This is a genomic window from Mycoplasma sp. 6934, assembly GCF_055523595.1.
Map to the genome: position 1 here is coordinate 937157 of NZ_JBVFVE010000001.1, position 17818 is coordinate 954974.

14 protein-coding genes are annotated in these 17818 nt (G+C 30.1%); 5 read left to right on the plus strand and 9 right to left on the minus strand.

The window, feature by feature from the left end; all coding sequences use genetic code 4:
- Positions 1-2 precede the first annotated feature (2 nt).
- The 8 genes from AC0B4S_RS04040 to AC0B4S_RS04075 all read right to left on the minus strand — a co-directional run bounded on the left by AC0B4S_RS04040 (position 3) and on the right by AC0B4S_RS04075 (position 12499).
- Positions 3-3065, minus strand: coding sequence for an ABC transporter permease subunit (locus AC0B4S_RS04040; RefSeq protein ID WP_465101815.1), 3063 nt, complete (start codon positions 3063-3065; stop codon positions 3-5).
- Between the two features lie 2 nt (positions 3066-3067).
- Positions 3068-3580 (minus strand): hypothetical protein, encoded by a 513-nt coding sequence (locus AC0B4S_RS04045; protein ID WP_465101816.1) that lies wholly within the window; start codon positions 3578-3580, stop codon positions 3068-3070.
- Positions 3580-5985: a hypothetical protein gene (locus AC0B4S_RS04050; RefSeq protein ID WP_465101817.1), complete on the minus strand. Its 2406-nt coding sequence runs from the start codon at positions 5983-5985 to the stop codon at positions 3580-3582. Before AC0B4S_RS04050 ends, AC0B4S_RS04045 begins: the two co-directional genes overlap by 1 nt.
- Positions 5986-6020: 35 nt before the next feature.
- Complete coding sequence (locus AC0B4S_RS04055) at positions 6021-6470, minus strand: hypothetical protein (protein WP_465101818.1); 450 nt, start codon at positions 6468-6470, stop codon at positions 6021-6023.
- Positions 6471-6565: 95 nt separating this feature from the next.
- On the minus strand, positions 6566-8482 hold the full coding sequence (locus AC0B4S_RS04060; protein ID WP_465101819.1) for an alpha-amylase family glycosyl hydrolase: 1917 nt from the start codon (positions 8480-8482) through the stop codon (positions 6566-6568).
- A gap of 82 nt (positions 8483-8564) precedes the next feature.
- Positions 8565-9542, minus strand: coding sequence for a prolyl aminopeptidase (gene pip / locus AC0B4S_RS04065; protein ID WP_465101820.1), 978 nt, complete (start codon positions 9540-9542; stop codon positions 8565-8567).
- On the minus strand, positions 9523-10575 hold the full coding sequence (locus AC0B4S_RS04070) for a M24 family metallopeptidase (protein WP_465101821.1): 1053 nt from the start codon (positions 10573-10575) through the stop codon (positions 9523-9525). Before AC0B4S_RS04070 ends, pip begins: the two co-directional genes overlap by 20 nt.
- A gap of 13 nt (positions 10576-10588) precedes the next feature.
- Positions 10589-12499, minus strand: a complete 1911-nt coding sequence (locus AC0B4S_RS04075; RefSeq protein WP_465101822.1) for an MIP family Ig-specific serine endopeptidase — start codon at positions 12497-12499, stop codon at positions 10589-10591.
- Between the two features lie 118 nt (positions 12500-12617).
- Here AC0B4S_RS04075 and AC0B4S_RS04080 point away from each other — a divergent pair, with 118 nt between their 5' ends.
- From AC0B4S_RS04080 to AC0B4S_RS04100, 5 genes are read left to right on the plus strand one after another with little or no spacing between them, the layout of a single operon-like run.
- A complete protein-coding gene (locus tag AC0B4S_RS04080; protein ID WP_465101823.1) occupies positions 12618-13151 on the plus strand; it encodes a tRNA (cytidine(34)-2'-O)-methyltransferase in 534 nt (177 codons plus the stop codon).
- Positions 13135-13863: a TrmH family RNA methyltransferase gene (locus AC0B4S_RS04085; RefSeq protein ID WP_465101824.1), complete on the plus strand. Its 729-nt coding sequence runs from the start codon at positions 13135-13137 to the stop codon at positions 13861-13863. Before AC0B4S_RS04080 ends, AC0B4S_RS04085 begins: the two co-directional genes overlap by 17 nt.
- 2 nt (positions 13864-13865) lie before the next feature.
- Complete coding sequence (ylqF, locus tag AC0B4S_RS04090) at positions 13866-14723, plus strand: ribosome biogenesis GTPase YlqF (RefSeq protein ID WP_465101825.1); 858 nt, start codon at positions 13866-13868, stop codon at positions 14721-14723.
- Positions 14716-15090: a YigZ family protein gene (locus AC0B4S_RS04095; protein WP_465101826.1), complete on the plus strand. Its 375-nt coding sequence runs from the start codon at positions 14716-14718 to the stop codon at positions 15088-15090. Before ylqF ends, AC0B4S_RS04095 begins: the two co-directional genes overlap by 8 nt.
- A 2-nt stretch (positions 15091-15092) precedes the next feature.
- The gene (locus AC0B4S_RS04100) at positions 15093-16481 is read left to right on the plus strand and encodes a M17 family metallopeptidase (RefSeq protein ID WP_465101827.1); all 1389 of its coding nucleotides are present in this window, start codon (positions 15093-15095) and stop codon (positions 16479-16481) included.
- Positions 16482-16591: 110 nt separating this feature from the next.
- Here the strand turns inward: AC0B4S_RS04100 and AC0B4S_RS04105 are convergent, their stop codons facing one another.
- Positions 16592-17740, minus strand: coding sequence for an IS3 family transposase (locus AC0B4S_RS04105; RefSeq protein WP_465101233.1), 1149 nt, complete (start codon positions 17738-17740; stop codon positions 16592-16594).
- Between the last annotated feature and the right edge of the window lie 78 nt (positions 17741-17818).

The window sequence follows — 17818 nt, forward strand, 5'->3', positions numbered from 1 at the left end:
TCTTAATCTCTCCTTGACATTGATTTAATAAATCCTCTTGCACTAATTGCAATACTGAATGAACCAGCTAATGTAGTTAAGGCTGCAGCAAAGGCTTGATTACCTTCGAATTGTCCTGAACTTGTGGTTAATTTATAAACTCATGAAATAATAATATCTGTTGATGCTTCTCCAAATGAAGTTGAATTAGCATAAGCAGGTCCACCACCTGTGAAAATCGAAATAGTGGTAAAGTTGTTAAAGGCTCCAACAAATTGTCCTATTAACATTGGGGCAATTGAAATTAGCAATGAAGGCAACGTCAAGTATCAAAATAGTTGGCGACCTTTGGCTCCGTCAATTGATCCCGCTTCATAAATATCTCTTGGTATTGATTGTAAATTACCAGTCACAAGCATGAAGATTCAAGCATAACCAATCCATGTTTGTACTAAGATAACTAAAACACGAGCTGTTCCAATTTCAGTAAGCCAGTTTTTCGAACTACTTAAAAGACCCATTGACACGAGAATTACGTTCATTACCCCATCATCACCACCTCTGAAGAGGCTCCGGATAAATGTTAGGGTAACAAAGGCCGGAATTGCTCAAGGTAAAATATAAATTAGTCTAAAGATCTTTTTGAACCGGATTCTTTGGTTATTAGTTAATACAGCGATTAAAATACCAAGCGAAATAGGAATAAGAGTTGAAGAAACTGTTCAAATTGCCGTTCATAAAATAACTCTACTTAATGATAAAAATAATCTTTGTTCTCTGAAAACTCATCATTTTCCTCATTGTTTAAGGCCAACTCAATCCACAGTACGAGCTGGTGCTTCGTGTTTAAATCCATAGTTAGTAAAGGATACTAAAATCGAAGTAATAACTGGAGTTGCCACAATAAAGACCATTAAGATTCACCCAAGTAAGGAAATCATTCAAGGGAATCCACTGGTATTTAATCATCGCTTAGTTTGGGCTCATTTACTTGGACGAGAACCATATTCGAGCAATTTGGCTACCCGATAAGCTCCTAAGGCTGAAACCGTGTGATAAATCAGTGCAAAGACCAAAACTATCACAGAGATCACACCACCAAATAAATAGACCCTAGCATCTGGGAACAATCCCTTAGTAAAACTGTGACCAGCTGCTCCTAAGTCACTAAATCCAGGTATCCCGCCCATTGCTTTTCAATATGCTCCAAAAGCAAATGGGATAATTAAAGCAATCGTTATAAATGAAACAGCTGCCATAATGCTTCCTTTAAGACGTTGCTTAAAGAAAACTAGTTCAGCAAAACCTGGGAAAACAAAGTTCATAAATAAACTAATTCAACGTAAGTTTTTCATAGTTTCAACTGGAATTGATTTTTGAGCCTCAGTCACCTTACTTTCATAGAGTTTTTTGTTAATTTTATTTTCGGCTCATTCACGTCAAAATAAAGTTTTTAAAACTTGTTTATTTGATTGAACTTTTGACTTTAATTTTTCTTCGTTAATTGATTCTTTTTTGAAAATATTAAGTTCAATATTTTTGTTTTTAAATGCTGATTTAGTTATTTCTTTATTTTTAATACGGTTTTTAGCTTCTAATTTTTGGAGTTTAAATTGTTCAATAATTTTTGCCTTAGCAGTTTTAAAATCATTTTGCTCTTGATCGTAAACACCTTGTTCTTTAAGTTGTGCTAAATTAGTTTTAGCTTCAATCTTTTCGCCTAAGAATTTAAGGCGAGTTAAACGATAATCAATAAATGATTCTTTTAAAGCCTTTGCTTCTTCAAGGTTATAAAATCCTTCATAACTATAAGTTTTTAGAATTTGCCCAACTTTTTCTTTGTATTGTGATTTAACTAATAATTTAAATTCGCGACATGATTTAAAGAAATTAAGTTTCGTTAAATATTCTTTTAATGCGATTTTAGCTAAAACATTGTTAGTTTGAAATGAGTTGAAGTAACCTTGTAATTCAGTTACTTTTTGGGTTAATTCTTGGTCTGAAAGATTATTTAACGTAAAATCAAATTGTGCTAAGTCAACTTCATTTTTGTATAAAAATTTATATAAATCTTTATAAACTTGGATTTTTGAACGAATTTTGGAACTTACAAGTTGTTTTTTATATTCAAAATCAATTTCTTTAATTTTTGATTTAGCTTCTTGAATTATTTGATTAGTAAGTTCCTGGTTTTTATGTTCTACAGCTAAAATTTGCTCTTTTTGGGTCTCGATTTTTTCAAGGGTTTTTTGCTTATTAACTTTAACTTTTTCTCGTTGTTCTTTTAAATTAGCATTATATTCATATTCTAAAGTTAAAATCTTTTGTTTAGTTTCTAATTGAATATTGCTTTTTTCTTTTAAATATAACTCTTTTTGTAATTGGTGCGTTTCATTATATTGACGTAATAATTCAGTCTTTTTAGCTACTAAACTCACTCTTTGAACTTCGAGTTTATTATAAATATCTAAAAAATATTCACCAACATTATGAGTTTTAGCTAATTTATCTATTCATGCTATTTCAAGCGGTAATAAACGATCTTTAATTTTCTCAATATCAAAAGTTAAATCTTGGTTATTTTCAATATATAACAAAATAATATTGAAAATAGTATATTTTTTAAAGATTTCTTTTTCATCAAGATATGTTTTTTTCTTTAAATCTTCAATAATGGAGATTTTATAATTAAGTTCATCAGCAGACTTTGTTAAAGAATAAACAAAGTCTTGTGCATAATTTTGTATAGTTTTTTTGCTTTTAGCTAATTTTTTGATTTCAAAACGTAATAATGAAGGCATTGAATCAAAATGTTTTAACTTTTTAATTGAGTCTTTTAGGACACCAATTTTATTTTTGTATGCAACTCTATGGCTGGCAAGTTCACGTTTTAAATTATCACTTAATTTATTTCTTGCCCGCAAATATAAGTCACGGTCAACTCTTTCTTGCGCTTTAATTTTGTCATTATTACGCAAGAAAATATTTTTGACTTGTTTTTTATATGCTTTTAAATTACCAACGGAAGACGGTAGGATACTGTCGAATTCTTCGCCGTATCAATTATAAAGTTTTAATTCTTTCACAACTACTTGCTTCCTCCTCTATGTATTTTAAACCATTCATAATAATAAAATTTACGTTTAATGTGGTATTGCACCAAGAGATAAATTAAAGTGATAATTAAGCTGATATTTAAAATAGATATTAAGCTTCCTATAACAATTTGTAAGGTTGACAAAAGCTCCGTGCCATTAAAAAATGGAGAAAAAGCTAACGTCAAGAAGACAATCATTCATGAATATAAAAAAATATATCCATGTTTTAATTTATGTCTAAGCATTACTAAATATCCTAAGAAAAATAAGATTACAAAAGTGTTTGCTAAATATGACATTAAGCTGCGCATTGCAATTTGTTGTCCTAAATCACTTATTTGTTCATCAGTTAAATCTCTGGTTAAATGCTGATATTGTTCAGCACTAATCCCCATACCAAAAGGGATTAACAGTCAAACAAAGAGCACTGCTGTAAGTAGTGCTATTTGTACTAAAAGGGTATAGAAACTAATTTTATTTATGTTTGATTTATATTTAACCATTAGTTAGAAATAGTTACATATGTATCTGAGTTACTTGCATTCAATTTACCAGCTTGCTCGTCAAATACTTTAGATAATGTTTTGGCCATTTCATTGGTAAATTTATCAAGAGTATCTATGTTTTTATTGGCAAATTCTCTGTATAATTCAGCATTACCAAATGTACGATCATTCATAAATCCTCAAACTGTTGTAAATTGTGGATTAGAGTTATCAGCACGAGTTAATTGGGTTTTTAGAACACCAAGTCCCCCTTCGCTAATTGCTTGTGTTGATGAGATAACGTTAAGTAATTTATTAAAGGTTAATTTAGATTCATATCCAGAAACTTTTTCATCAACTTGTTTATAAGTTGCATCTTTCCCTTCAATAAATTTTTTATTGTTGAAAATATCTCCAACTGATAGTCTAACACGAGCAGGGTTTAAGTATGTATTTAAGTATAAAGTAACAAATTCTTTTACCTTAGCATCATCTAGTGATGATTTTGCAAAGTTGTAAACAAAACTTTTTGCTTTATTTAGGTATTTTGTAACTAATTTGTCTAGTTCTGCTGTATTGTTGTTTGTTTTATCTTTCGTTAAAGCTTCTGTTAATGTTTTGATAATTTTTTCTTTTTCATCTTCATTATCACCATTTACATCAAAGATTTCTTTTTCAACTTTACGCATGTGGAATGAAGAATCTCCATGCTTCAAGGTTTCAGCTTGTGGAATATTAAATGATCCATCTTTAAGTAAAGCTTTTCCAACTAATCATTCTTCGTTTCCTGGGTTATCTGAATTTTGAACTCCAACTAAAGTTTTAACATCGCTAATTGATAATAATGATGCAACAAGGTTTCTAAGCGGTAAAATATCTCCTAAAGTAATTGCATTAAAGTCTGCATCAGTAAGCACTTCAGGTTTTTCAATTGATGCTTTATGATCAGCTGCTTTAAGTAGGTTTGCTTCAGCAGAAGGGCTAGTTTGATCTTTGTCAGCACTTCAAGTATTTCCTCATACTTTTTGGTTTGCTAATACTGAGATTTTAGCAGTTTTTGAATTTCTTTCAGTTTTAAGTTCATCATATGAAGCAAATCCAAGGTCTTTAGCAAATTGTTCAACTTCAGTAAATTGAGCTGAATTTTCAGCTTTAATGTCATCAATTAAGGTTTTTTGAATTCCATTAACAAATGGAACTTTTGAATCATTTTTAAAGTATTCTTTGTAAGCTGCTACAGAATAAATTGCTTTAAATCATTCTTTAATAGCAGTTTTTCTTTCTTCACTAGCGCTATTGTTTCTTGAGTTAATAGCAAATGATCAAGAACCTGGGCTTTGTAAGTATTCGGTGTTATCATCTGTTTTAACTACGTTAAAGAATGATTGAGCGCCAGCTGATTTTTCTGAATTTTGTGTATCTCATGAACCAATAACAGCATAGTCAATTTTTCCTTGGTTCATTAAACTAAAGATTGTAGCTTGAGCTTCACCAACTTCTTTAACCAAAGTTTGTCTTAAGTCTGATTGAGAAATACCTTTTTTACCTCAAACAGTTTGACCAAAATCTGATTCACTCTTTAAGAAAGCAGCTTCATAAATTGGGAAGAATAATGAAGAGTATACTTTTAATGCTTCTTTAAAGTAAGCATTGTATTGGTTTCCGTCAATAAATCCAGAAGTAATTTGACCACGAGTTTCATCGGTGTATAAGATTCTTGACATTAAGTTTAATTTTGGATCAAGTGAATTTTGAGTTTTAATTTTTTCTAAAGCTCCGGCTAAAACTCCATTACCATATCAGAAGTCTTGGAATCTTAAAAGAAGTTTTCCTTCTTTAACTAGTTCAACTAAAGTATCTGTGTTTGCATTACTTAAGTCACGACGAGCATCTGCTTCTGGAAGTCTTGAAGCCATTAAAATTGCTTCAGTGTTATGTCTAATAGCCATTAATTTTGTAACATTAGTAATATTTTGCCCATTTTTTACACGGGTACGAATTGTTCCAAATGCTCTAAGAAGTTCTTTTTCTGCAGCAGTAGCACCTGTTGATGTTGATAATTCATCAATTAAACTAGGAATAAATTCGTCAATATAACTAAGTGCATTTTGTTGAGTTAAGTCAGTAACTCTATCTCCAGGTAAATAGAAAATGTCAGCTACTTCAGGTGATGTAATTCCTTGAAGACTGAAGTCTAAAGCACCTCAAACATCTTTTTCAATTGTACGAATTTTGTATTTTTTAGCTGATTCTGTTTTGTTGTAAGCTTCAATAGCTTTTTCATAAAAGGCTCTTTGAACCCCGTCGACTGCAACAACAATTTCTTCTTGTTTGGCATTACCACCACCAGTACATGAAACAGCTGCAAATGTACCTACGGATAATAAGCTTGTTGCTGATAATATAAATTTACGTATTTTCATAATAATTCCTTAAATATCTATTTTCAATCTATGGCTTATTCAAAAGCCAATTCATTTTTTTGATAAGCAATAATTAGAAAAATGATTGCAAGTGGAGTTAAAAAAGTTAATGAAGAAATAACTCCAAGCACAGCGAATATTTTATTAAATTCCGTTTTTTTCAAAATATAAAGCACATGGATTGAAAGTATCAAATTAACTATATAAGTTAGTAAAAGAATTGAAATAAAGATACGACTTTCATATGCATTTAACCTTGTGGAAACGTTTCCATATATTGTTCCTTCTGTACCTTCGTTTATAGCCTTTTTTATAATAAAAAACAATAAAATTGTGATTACAAAAGCAACAATGTTTGAAAAAATCATAAATAAGTACTCTAAAATCTTTGGTTTATACCGTCTTTCAAGTGGATATTTACCAAAAATCAAATATCTTAACTTAGTTTTGAGCGGAATTCGCTTAAATTTGTATTTTTTTTTCATTTTTCTATAAATATTATAGCAAAATATTAAATATTATTTGTTCACTTATAATATACTTAAAATATAGTGTTGATAATTTACCTTGCAATATCAAACTATTTAGGACCAATTAGAAAGGCTCCAAACTTACCTTGGCCACTCCCAATAATAGTTGCATTATTGTCTATATTTTTGATTGTAAAATTACTTCCTAATAATTTTTCTTTGACCACCAAATTATTTTTTAAAGTAATTTTTGCTTCATTATTACCAAGTGGGTTATATACAATTAATAAATAAGTTCCATCATCATTTTTTCTCAATGTTGTGTTATTGACGCTAAAGCCATTTTGGACATCTTCAAAGTCCAAAATATCCCTTCAATTACTTACTACATATTTAGAATTCATTTCACGTAGTGAAATATATTCTTTACGTAGGTTAATTAACTGAGCAATTACATTATATGATGAATTAGGATTTTTAATTATTGATTCAACGCTTCCTTCGCCTGGTGAAGCTTTTGGTGAGATCCGATCATCAGGGCTTTTAAGTTCGTAAAAATCAACATTCTTAGTTGTATCTTCTCACCAAAAAGCTTCACGAACATTTACATCCCGCTTTTTAGGCCCTCCTTGCATCAAAATCTCATTTCCATTATATAAAGTTGGTAAACCACCACGAGATAAAAGTCCAAAGATCCCTGTAATATACCGGTTGCGTTGATCTAATGATAATTTATATGGTTCATTAGTCGCAGGAGCACCCCCTACTCCTTGTTTAATTCTGGTAATTCATCTTTCAACATCATGATTGTCTAAAAATGGAATTCATTCCCTAATTACACCATTTTTATCAGTTAAACCTTCAATTAACTTGAGTTCCTCATATGAATTTAATCTTACATCTGTTGAATTCTTCCACCTTACTCCATCAATTAATGAACTAAGTGAAACATCTCCTTGTTTGTTAAACCAATTTTTTTGAGCATTTGCATCACTTGAATCACCTCATCATTCTCCAAACATAAATGCATCATTAGAAGAACGAACAATTCCATTATTTGCAGCTTCTTTATATGCTTCGTTAATTACTTTACGAAACTCACTAAATAATTCTACTTCATGGCCTTTTTTACTTCTTCCTTTATAAATATTAGGAGAATCAAAGAAATGGTAGAATGCATCATATCTAAACCCGTCAATTCCTTTAGTTGCTCAAAACTTATGCATATTCTTAATTTCTTGGATCACTTCAGGATTTGATAAATTTAAATCTGGCATTCCTGATCAAAAGGCCGCTGCCCATTTATAATTAGATTGCGGCGGATTTGAACCAGGGGTATTAACTACTTTAAATAAATGTCTAATATCATCAGTTCCTTGTTGCTCATTACTATTTTGACTTTTATCATACATATAGTAATAATTTTTATATTTAGGATCACCTTGCAAAGCCTTTTGGAACCAAGGGTGTTCGTACGAAGTATGGTTAATAACTACGTCAATAACCACCCTAATACCTTTGGCATGTGCCGCTGTTAAAAATTCATCAAAAGCTTGCATCCCACCCAGTTCAGGAGCAACGTCAGTGTAATCAATTACATCATACCCATGGTATGATGAAGCTGGGTGAATAGGAGAAAGGTATAAAGTATCAATACCTAGATTAACAAAGTAATCTAGGTTATTTTTTAAACCAATAAAGTCACCAATTCCATCGTTATTTCCATCAGCAAATGAATATACTGTTAATTGGTACATAACATTAGATCTTTTAGCTTCTTTATTAAAAGGAGCAATTGAAGCAACATTAGTTGCTTCATCACTATAAGTAAGATTAGTTAAATTTTTTGATCTTATTTTTTGAGCAAAACTTTCATCACCTCAATTTAATAAGGTTTTGGTATCTTGCAATTTTTTAAATTCACGAGCTTGATCATATTTTAATTCTTGAGTTGAACAAGCTACCAAAGTACATGCAAAAATTGGCAAAGCACTTATATTCAATAGTAATTTAAAATATTTCTTCATATTTAAATTTTATTAAAAATTACAATAGTTTGTCAATAATACTCAAAGCACTTGACAAGTCAAATATAAAAAACCAAGAAACTTAATTCTTGGTTTGTATAGCATAAATATTTTCTCAGTTTTTTGTTACAGTTTTTAAAGCATTCCAAAGGTTTTTATCAAGTGAAGTGTGACCTGCTCCATCAACTAAATACAGTTTTGAATTATTTAATTCTTTATGTAATAAATAAGCCCCAATTGGCCGGCAATCCACATCTTGTCGCCCATGCACAATATCAACTGGAATATCCTTAAGAATTTTAACATGCTTAAGGATGTAATTGTCATCATCAAAAAAACATTTATTAACAAAATAATGAGTTTCTAATAATGCAACATCTAAGTATGACTTTAGTTCTTGTTTGCTTGGATTTAACTTAGCCCTAAATTGATTAACGGAAACTAAGCATGCTTCTCAATTATAAAAAGTTTGTGCTGCTAAGTTTTTAAATTCTCAATCATGGCTGGTAAATACATTATAGTATTTTTCTAAAATACTATTCCCTGGAATATCCTTAACTAGCTTGCTATAAGTTTCAAAATAATCAGGATAATAATCACTTGCTCCATTTGCTTCATATAAAAAATCTATATCTTCTTGGCGTCCTAAAAAAACTGCTCTTAGTAATATCCGCTCAACATTGCGCGGATATTTAATTGCATATGCTAAAGCAAGTGTTGTTCCTCAGCTTCCGCCAAATAAAGCTATTTTATTTAAATTTAAATGAAGTCTTACAGCTTCAATATCTTCAATTAAGGCTTGAGTAGTATTATTTTTTAGCTCTAAACGAGGTTTAGATTTGCCACAGCCTCTTTGGTCAATATAAATTAGCTTAAAAACATTTAAATTAAATAATTTATTTAAGATCGGAGTTGAGCCTCCGCCTGGTCCTCCATGAATTATAAAGATAGGAAATCCTTGCGGATTTCCATATATTTGGTAATAGATAGAGTGCCCTCCACTTACTTGAAGATAATTTGCTTCAAGTAAGTTATTTTGCTTAGTTTTGTTTTGTTTCATATGGTCTAGAAAATACGTAGTAACCATCTTCAGTTACTAAAACATCATCTTCAATTCTAGCACCGCCTAAGCCTTCAATATAAATACCTGGTTCAACAGTAATAATCATACCTGGTTCTAAAATAGTGTTTGAACGAGTTGAAACATTCGGAAGTTCATGTACATCAATACCTAAACCATGGCCAGTTGAATGGGTAAAGTATTGCCCATATCCTTTTTGGGTAATATAGTCACGGCAAATTTTATCAATTTCTGAAACTTTAATACCAGGGCGCACTGCCTTACGACCTAAAGCCGCTGCTTCTTTAACAATTTCTAGGATTTTTAAAGCTTCTGGATTAACTTTACTTTGATCTCCAATTACAAAAGTTCTAGTAATATCAGCAGTATACCCTTTATATTTAGCACCAAAATCAACTTTTAATAAATTATTATTTTCAATTAATTTATCTGTAGGGTGGTGATGTGGCTCGGCGCTGCTTGGACCTGAAGCAATAATTTCATCAAAACCTTCTTTATCAGCTCCGTGTTTTTTAAGTAAAAAGTTTAACATAGCTGCTGCTTCTTTTTCAGTAATACCTGGTTTAACTCAAGTTTTAAATTCATCTAAAGCTGCTAAAGAAATATCAACAACTTTTTGCATTAATTTAAGTTCTTCTTGAGATTTAACAATTCTTAATTCTTGCCCATTTACTCAAAGTAATTCTTCTGGGTTAACAATATTAATAATTCTTTCTTGGACATCTTTAATTAAGTAATCTTTTTCTAAAGCAACTTTTTTAAAGTTTCTTGCTTTAAACCAATCTTGCATATTGGTTCCTTGAATTAGAACAATCTCAACATTTTTTGCATGCTTCTGTGCATATTCAATATAGCGTCCATCTACAAACAATGTTGCTTTATCTTTTTCAATGGCAATAAAACCATCAGTAGTTTGCACATTAGCATACCATAATCTAGTTTGTGGCGCTTCAGAAATTAAAACTTCAGCCCCTGTTCGTTCGAACATTTTTAATAATCTTTTGTTATTCATAATTTTTCTCCTCTTAGTTAGTTTGTTTCACACCATTAGGGAATAATGCTGTTTTTGGATATTTAGCTAATATTTTATCAAGTTTAGCTAAATTTTGGCGATAAGATTTTTCTTGCATTGGGTATTTAGTTTTATCGCTTCCATCAATTAAGTTATAAGCATATGATGAATCTAAATCTTCACCTTGAATTAGTGGAACAAAACCAGATCGCTGTGATAAATCAGTACCATTGGTATTTGATGAAGTATTATAAATACCAACTGGAACCCCATATTCATTAGTTACCACTGATCCACTTGTTCCACCGGCTAAAGATGAATTAGTTAAAGCAAATGAATAGCCAATTCCAATTGCAATCCTTGCATCGTCTAAGACTCCTTCATTACTAATATTATTTGTAAAAGTAGTTCTATCAATTAAAACTGAATGATCTAAATCACTAGAAGTATTAGACATAAATAATCCAGTATTAGAAACTTGTGGGTATCCTGCCACATACAAACGTTCAGGACGCAATGATTTAAGTTTATTAGCACCTGGTCTTAAATATGATGCAACATAATCAAATGGGATGTATAATGCATCATCTTCATATTTAATGGTTTTAACATCATTATCAAAAGTGGCAATTGCTCTATCAATATGCTTTTTAAATAATGCATATTGATTTTGATTTTCTGTTAGTTTTTTATAATTTATTTCGACTCCGAAAACAGCAAAATCTAACCCTGGACGACGATCTGGGTAAGTTGTATCTTTGTATCAAGACACATTATCAAGCATCTTTTTATTACCTTCTTCATTATAAAAATCCATTGCAGCAAATATAGTTTGCGGAGCTTTCATTATATCACCTAATGAAGTTGCTCCTTTAAGCTCCGCTCGTTCTTTAGGCTCATTTGTGAAAATGCTTGGCCTATTAGTAGCGGTATTTGGCTTGGTGTTATTTGGAATTGGGTCAAGATTTATATCATCTCGTGCAACACCTAAAAAGCCATAAAGTGTTTCTCGTTTTGCTTCAGTGAAATACTCTGGAAAATCATTTTTTAAATCTTTATCAAAACTATTAAAGGCATATTTGTGTACATGTAAATTTGTTGCAATAAAAAGCATTAAATTTTCTTTGTTAGCATCCCAAGCATAATCTAGCAACCAACCGGTTCCGTTATGTGGGTGTGCTAAAGGAGTAGTTTCAGTCTCAAATGTTCAACCGTAACCAATTGAAAAAGTCTTATTTTTAATTTTTTCAATTGCCTCACGTTCTGTTAATTTAGGAAAACTAAATTGCCTTTTTTCGGCAGGCGAAGTATCTTTAGATCATTCTTCCTCTTGGGCAAGAGTTTGCTGCACTTCAGTTTTAAGGTTATTTAATGCAGCATCACTTGAAAATTGCAATCTAAATGTATAAAAGTTCTTTTTATCAGGATCTTGAACTTTATCAATTAATTTAGATACTTCTTCACGTAATTGGGGATTTGCGGAATCATTAGAAACCCCAGGGTTTTCTGGTTCCCTTGGTTCTTGAGAAGGTGTCTTTGCATCTGAACCTTCATTTGGTTGCTTTGGCTCAATTGTTTGGTTTCCTGAATCTGTAGAATTAACTGGATCAGTAGGTTTAGTTTGATTACTTGATCCAGGATTTTGATCTTTTGGTTGTGGATCTTGTGACGGGTTAGGGTTATTTAAAACTGGGCCTGTAGAATTTCCTGGTTTGCCATTACCAGGATTTGTGTTGATAGGGGCTGGATCTGGCTGCACTGGTGCTGGGATTACTGGTTTAGCAGATTCTTTACCATTCCCAGGCTTTTTGTCATCAGGTTTTGGGTTATCTTCCTTACTAGTACATGAAATTACCACAGCAGGTAAAATTGATAAATTCATGAAAGTGAGGAATAATTTCATTCTTTTATTATTTTTCTTCATTACTTTAATTATTATACCAAATATTAATTTTTAATTTTACTCAAGCGGTTAATTTAGTAAAATTAAAAAGTATATTTAATGAAGGTAATATAATATTATTATAAGGAAAAGGAACATTATGATCAATATAGTTTTATACCAACCTGAAATTTCACCAAATACAGGAAATATTATTCGAACCTGTTATGCTTTAGGCGCTAAATTACATATCATTAAACCAATAAGTTTTGACTTACATCCTAAATACTTAAAAAGAGCGGGAGCTGGACGCATGCTTTCAGATATTCGCCACGAAGTCCATGATTCATATCAAAGTTTTTATAATAAATATCATGATAAAAATATTTTTTATATTACTCGCTATGGATTAAAAACATATAGTGATATTGAGTATCAAAAAATTCATGATCAAAATCAAGAAATTTGAATCATGTTTGGACGCGAATCAACAGGTATTGATAAAAGTATTTTGCAAAATAATTTAGATAATTGTTTAAGAATACCAATGGTGTCTGCCATGCGTTCGATTAATTTAGCAAACTCAGTTTGCATTGTCGCTTTTGAAATCATGCGCCAATTAAATTTTGAATCATTATCTTTATACGAAGTAGAAAAAGGGAAAGATTTTTTGAAACATGATTTTAACAAGTAAGCAAAATCCTAAAATTAAATATTTAAAAAAATTAGAACAAAAAAAGTACCGTACTTTAGAACAAAAGTTTTTGGTTTCTGGTAAACATTTAATTAATGAAGCTTTAAAACATAATTTAGTTTTAGAAATTTTTGAAACAGAAGATTCAAAAATTTACCCTAATTCAACAAAAGTTAGTTATGACATCATTCAATATTTAGCAAAAACTACTAGTCCCCAAAGCTGCCTTGCTTTATGCGATAAAAGCAAGTTAAAAACTGCAAAAGTTAATAAAGTTATTGCTTTAAATGATTTACAAGATCCAGGTAACGTTGGAACTATCATGCGTTTAGCCGTTGCTTTTGGATTTGATACTATTATCATAGAAAATTTAGATCCTTTTAACGATAAAGTAATTAGAGCTAGCCAAGGATCGATCTTTAATTTAAATATTATCCAAACCAAAAATTTGGCTAACGAATTACAAGATTATAAAAATCAAGGATTTACTCTATATGCTTCGCTCCTTGATTTAAAAGCCCAAAAACTTAACGATATTAAATTTTCGGAAGATAAAATTATTGTAATTTTAGGTAATGAAGGAAATGGAATATCGCAGGCAATAAAAAACCTCGCAGATCATAGTTTATATATACCAATTGCTTTTGAAAGTTTAAATGTTGCAGTTGCTGCTGGAATAATCTTAGATAAAATTTATAATAAAAGGAGTTAAAAATGTATACTGAGCCAAAAGAAACTACCCACGAAACACTAGTTCAATGATACCCTGGACATATGGCCAAGGGTTTTAAAGAAATTCAAAACAGTGCTGCCCTTGCCGATGTTTTTATAGTTGTCTTAGATGCAAGAGCTCCAATTAGTTCATATAATGAAGATTTTGACAAAATAGCTCCGCATAAACCACGCTTATTTATTTTTACCAAAATTGATTTAATGGATAAAAACAAGAAAAATCAAATTAATGAGAAATTTAGCGGCGAACATTTATTATGGCTAGATTTACGTAATCAAAGTTCTAAAAATAAAATATTACGTAAATTAACAGAAATAAATAAAGAAAAAATATCAAGAAATTTTGAAAAAGGAATAATTAAAACTAAAATTAAATCGTTTGTTGTTGGGGTTCCAAACTGTGGTAAAAGTACCTTAATTAATTTAGTAACTGAAAAAGCATCCTTAAAAGTGGAAAATTTCCCTGGTGTTACTAAGGAAAAAAAATGGGTAGCAAATAAAGAATTTTTATTTTTAGATACTCCTGGTATTTTATTGCCAAAATTCGATGACCAAGAACCAGCGGTCAAATTATTAGCAATAGGATCAATTAAATACGAAAATTTCTCGCCACAATTTTTAGCAACTAAATTCTATGTTTTACTGAGTAAATATTATCCTGAGAAACTCGAAAAACTAGGGCTCAAACCTTCACTAGATGAAATTGAAGTTTATGGGCTTTTAAGCGATTATGCTAAAAAATTCAACTTCTTTAAAAGTCAGGGAAAACTCGATTTACCTAAAGCTTATAACCATTTTGTACAAATGGTTAGAAATTTAAAAGGAATAACTTTTGACTAAACAAGGTATAGAGGTTATTTTTAAAAAATCTACCTTTATCTCGTATGTTTATAACATAACTGATAAAGGTAATATAAAAGAAATAATTAATTTGCTCAAAAAAGAGCATAAGAAAGCAAGGCATATTTGCTATGGATATTTAATCTTAAATAATAATATCGAAAATGGAGGTTTTAGTGATGATGGCGAACCTTCTAATTCCGCTGGTAAAGTTATTTATGATTTAATTAGAATTAAAAAATTGCCAAATATCCTAGTAATTGTAGTAAGGTATTTTGGAGGTACTTTACTAGGTTTTGGCGGTTTACAAAAAGCATACCGCCAAAGTGCTAAATTAGCCATTGAACAATATTTAGAAAAGGAATAATAATGATAAAAATAATCAATAAACATGATGCAAATACACAATTATTAAAACCTGCTTTTGAAGGTTTTGAATTTCCAAATTTTGTCGGAAAAAGTAATTTTACAATTAGTGATGAATTAAACGCAAAAGAATCATATGTATATTTTAGTAAGGAAAAGCAATCTTGATATGAATTTTCACAATGATTTAATAATTTTGCAAGTAATTTACAAAGAAGTTATGTATTAGATTTAAAAGCTTTTAGTAATCATTTTGAGACAAATAAATTAATTCGGTTATTTGTCTTTGGGGCAATTTTTGCAAAAGCAAAACTATTCAAAAAAACATATCAAAAAGAAGCAAAAACTAAAGAAGAATCTTTAAGCTTGCTAATTGAACAGCCTTCTTTAGAGCAAAAGCAATTAATTAATAAAGTAACTTTAATTGCAAAATCTGTAAACCAAGTAAGAAACTTACAAATTACTCCTGAAAATTTCTTAAACTCTGAAATGCTTGCTTCAATCATTTCAAGCGACTTTTCAGGAATTGATAATTTAAAAGTTGAGATTTTAACTAAAAAAGAAATTCAAGATTTAAACATGAATTTACTTCTTTCTGTTAACCAAGGAAGTACCCATGAACCACGTGTTGTAATTATCACTTATAAAGGTAATCCAAAAGATACTGAGCATACTAGCATTGTAGGTAAAGGAATTACTTTTGATACAGGTGGAGTTAATACTAAAGGATATCATATGGAAGGAATGAAATATGATATGTCAGGATCAGTAGTTGCAGCTTATACAGTTAAAACTTTAGCTTTACTTAAAGCTAAAGTTAACGTTAGTGCTATTATGTGCATCACGGATAATCGTATTAATAATGATGCTTCATTACCTGAAAATGTTTACCAATCTATGAGTGGTAAATGAGTTGAAGTTGTAGATACAGATGCTGAAGGGAGACTAGTCTTAGCAGATGGAATTTATTATGCAGCAGAAAAATTAAAGCCAACAACTATTATAGATGTTGCTACCTTAACTGGTACTATCTTAACGAGTTTATCTAATGTTTATAGCGGAATTTGGTCAACCAATAATTCAAAATGAGAAATCTTTAATGAGGCAGCGAGCGAAGCACAAGAAAAGGTTTGACGTATGCCACTACATGAAGATTTTCATAAAGGTAATAAAAGTTCAAAGGTAGCAGATTTAGCCAGTTGATCAAAAATAGTAAGGCAAGACTCTTCGCAAGCTGCAATGTTTTTAAAAGAATTCACTAAAGGCATTGATTTTATTCATTGTGATATTGCTGGAACTGCTGATGCTAATCAACGGCCACAAGGCCCATTAGTAGCAACCTTAGTCGAATTTATATTAAGATTACATAATAAGAAAAAAGAAACTGAATAAAATCAGTTTCTTTTTTTATATATAAACTGGGAAATTTTTTTCGGACGGTTTTACCTTCCCCAACCATACCATTTGGCTAAGCCAAACGGAATGCTTTGGGAAGGTTTTTTTTATCTTATTCTTTTATAATTATATCAGTTTATAAATTCTTTGATTTTTTGTGATAATTCAATAAAAGTAAGTCTTTTACAGGTTTGAACAAAATTTGGGAAAATTTCACTTTTAAGAATTGAAAAGAAATACTCAATTTCACGATTGTCAAGACTATTACCAATTCTTGACATTGATATTTTACCTTTTAGTGATTTTATTTTTTTAGTATATTCAAGCGAAGAATAAGTAGATCCATGGTCAGAATGTAAAATAAAATTATTTTTGAATTTTGTATTGGTGATATTATTCAAAATTAGTTCAGTATCATTTCTAAGTGATAATTCATAGGTCACAAACTTAGTTTTATGATCAATAATTGCAGATAAATAAATATGATTCTGTTCAATATCTTTTGGTGCTGGTATATAGGTCACGTCTGTTGCATATATATTATTGTTGCTTGAATTATAATCTCTTTTTACTAAATCAGGTACTTTAACACTAGTATTTTTAGATTCTTTAGTTTTATGTTTTTGTCTAACAAATGTTTTCAAATTCAGTTTTTTCATATAATTTCCTAGGGTTCTAGGATTTATTTGAATATTATATTCTTGGAAAATATATTTAGCAAGTCTCCTTCGTCCATACCTTTCTTTATTTTCGACAAAACTTTGAAAAATTATTTCTTTGTGTTTAACCTTTAGTTCTTTAGTCTTGTTGTTATCTTTCAATTTCTCGTAATATGTAGATCTTGAAACACATATCATTTTAGATTTTTTAGTATGTGAAAGATTCTTGATTTTCTTTATCTTTGAGATATCTGCATCAATATTATTTTCATTAAAAATTCGATAGTAGTATTTTATAACTGCATCTTTTTCATCGTCTTTAAGAGTATCAATTCATGTATAATCGAGAACTTTCTTTTTCTTTCTCCCAACACCTTTATCTTTCTTAGGTGATTTACCACTTTGTGATTCTATGTTCATATTTAAATTATACAGTTTTCTTTTCTTTAACATATTTCTCATTGATTCTTTATTTCAGTATACTTTTCTGATATCAAAACATAAATTTTCAAATTCTGCCTTGGTTATTCCCAGGTTCAAATATTTATCGTATAAGTCAAAAATTTTGACCCATTCCTTAGTCTTTAAATGTCTCATAACTACCTCCTTTTCTTTATATTAAAAATATTCGGATTTTGTCCGAATATTTTTTCCCTGTCTACGGAATGCTTTGGG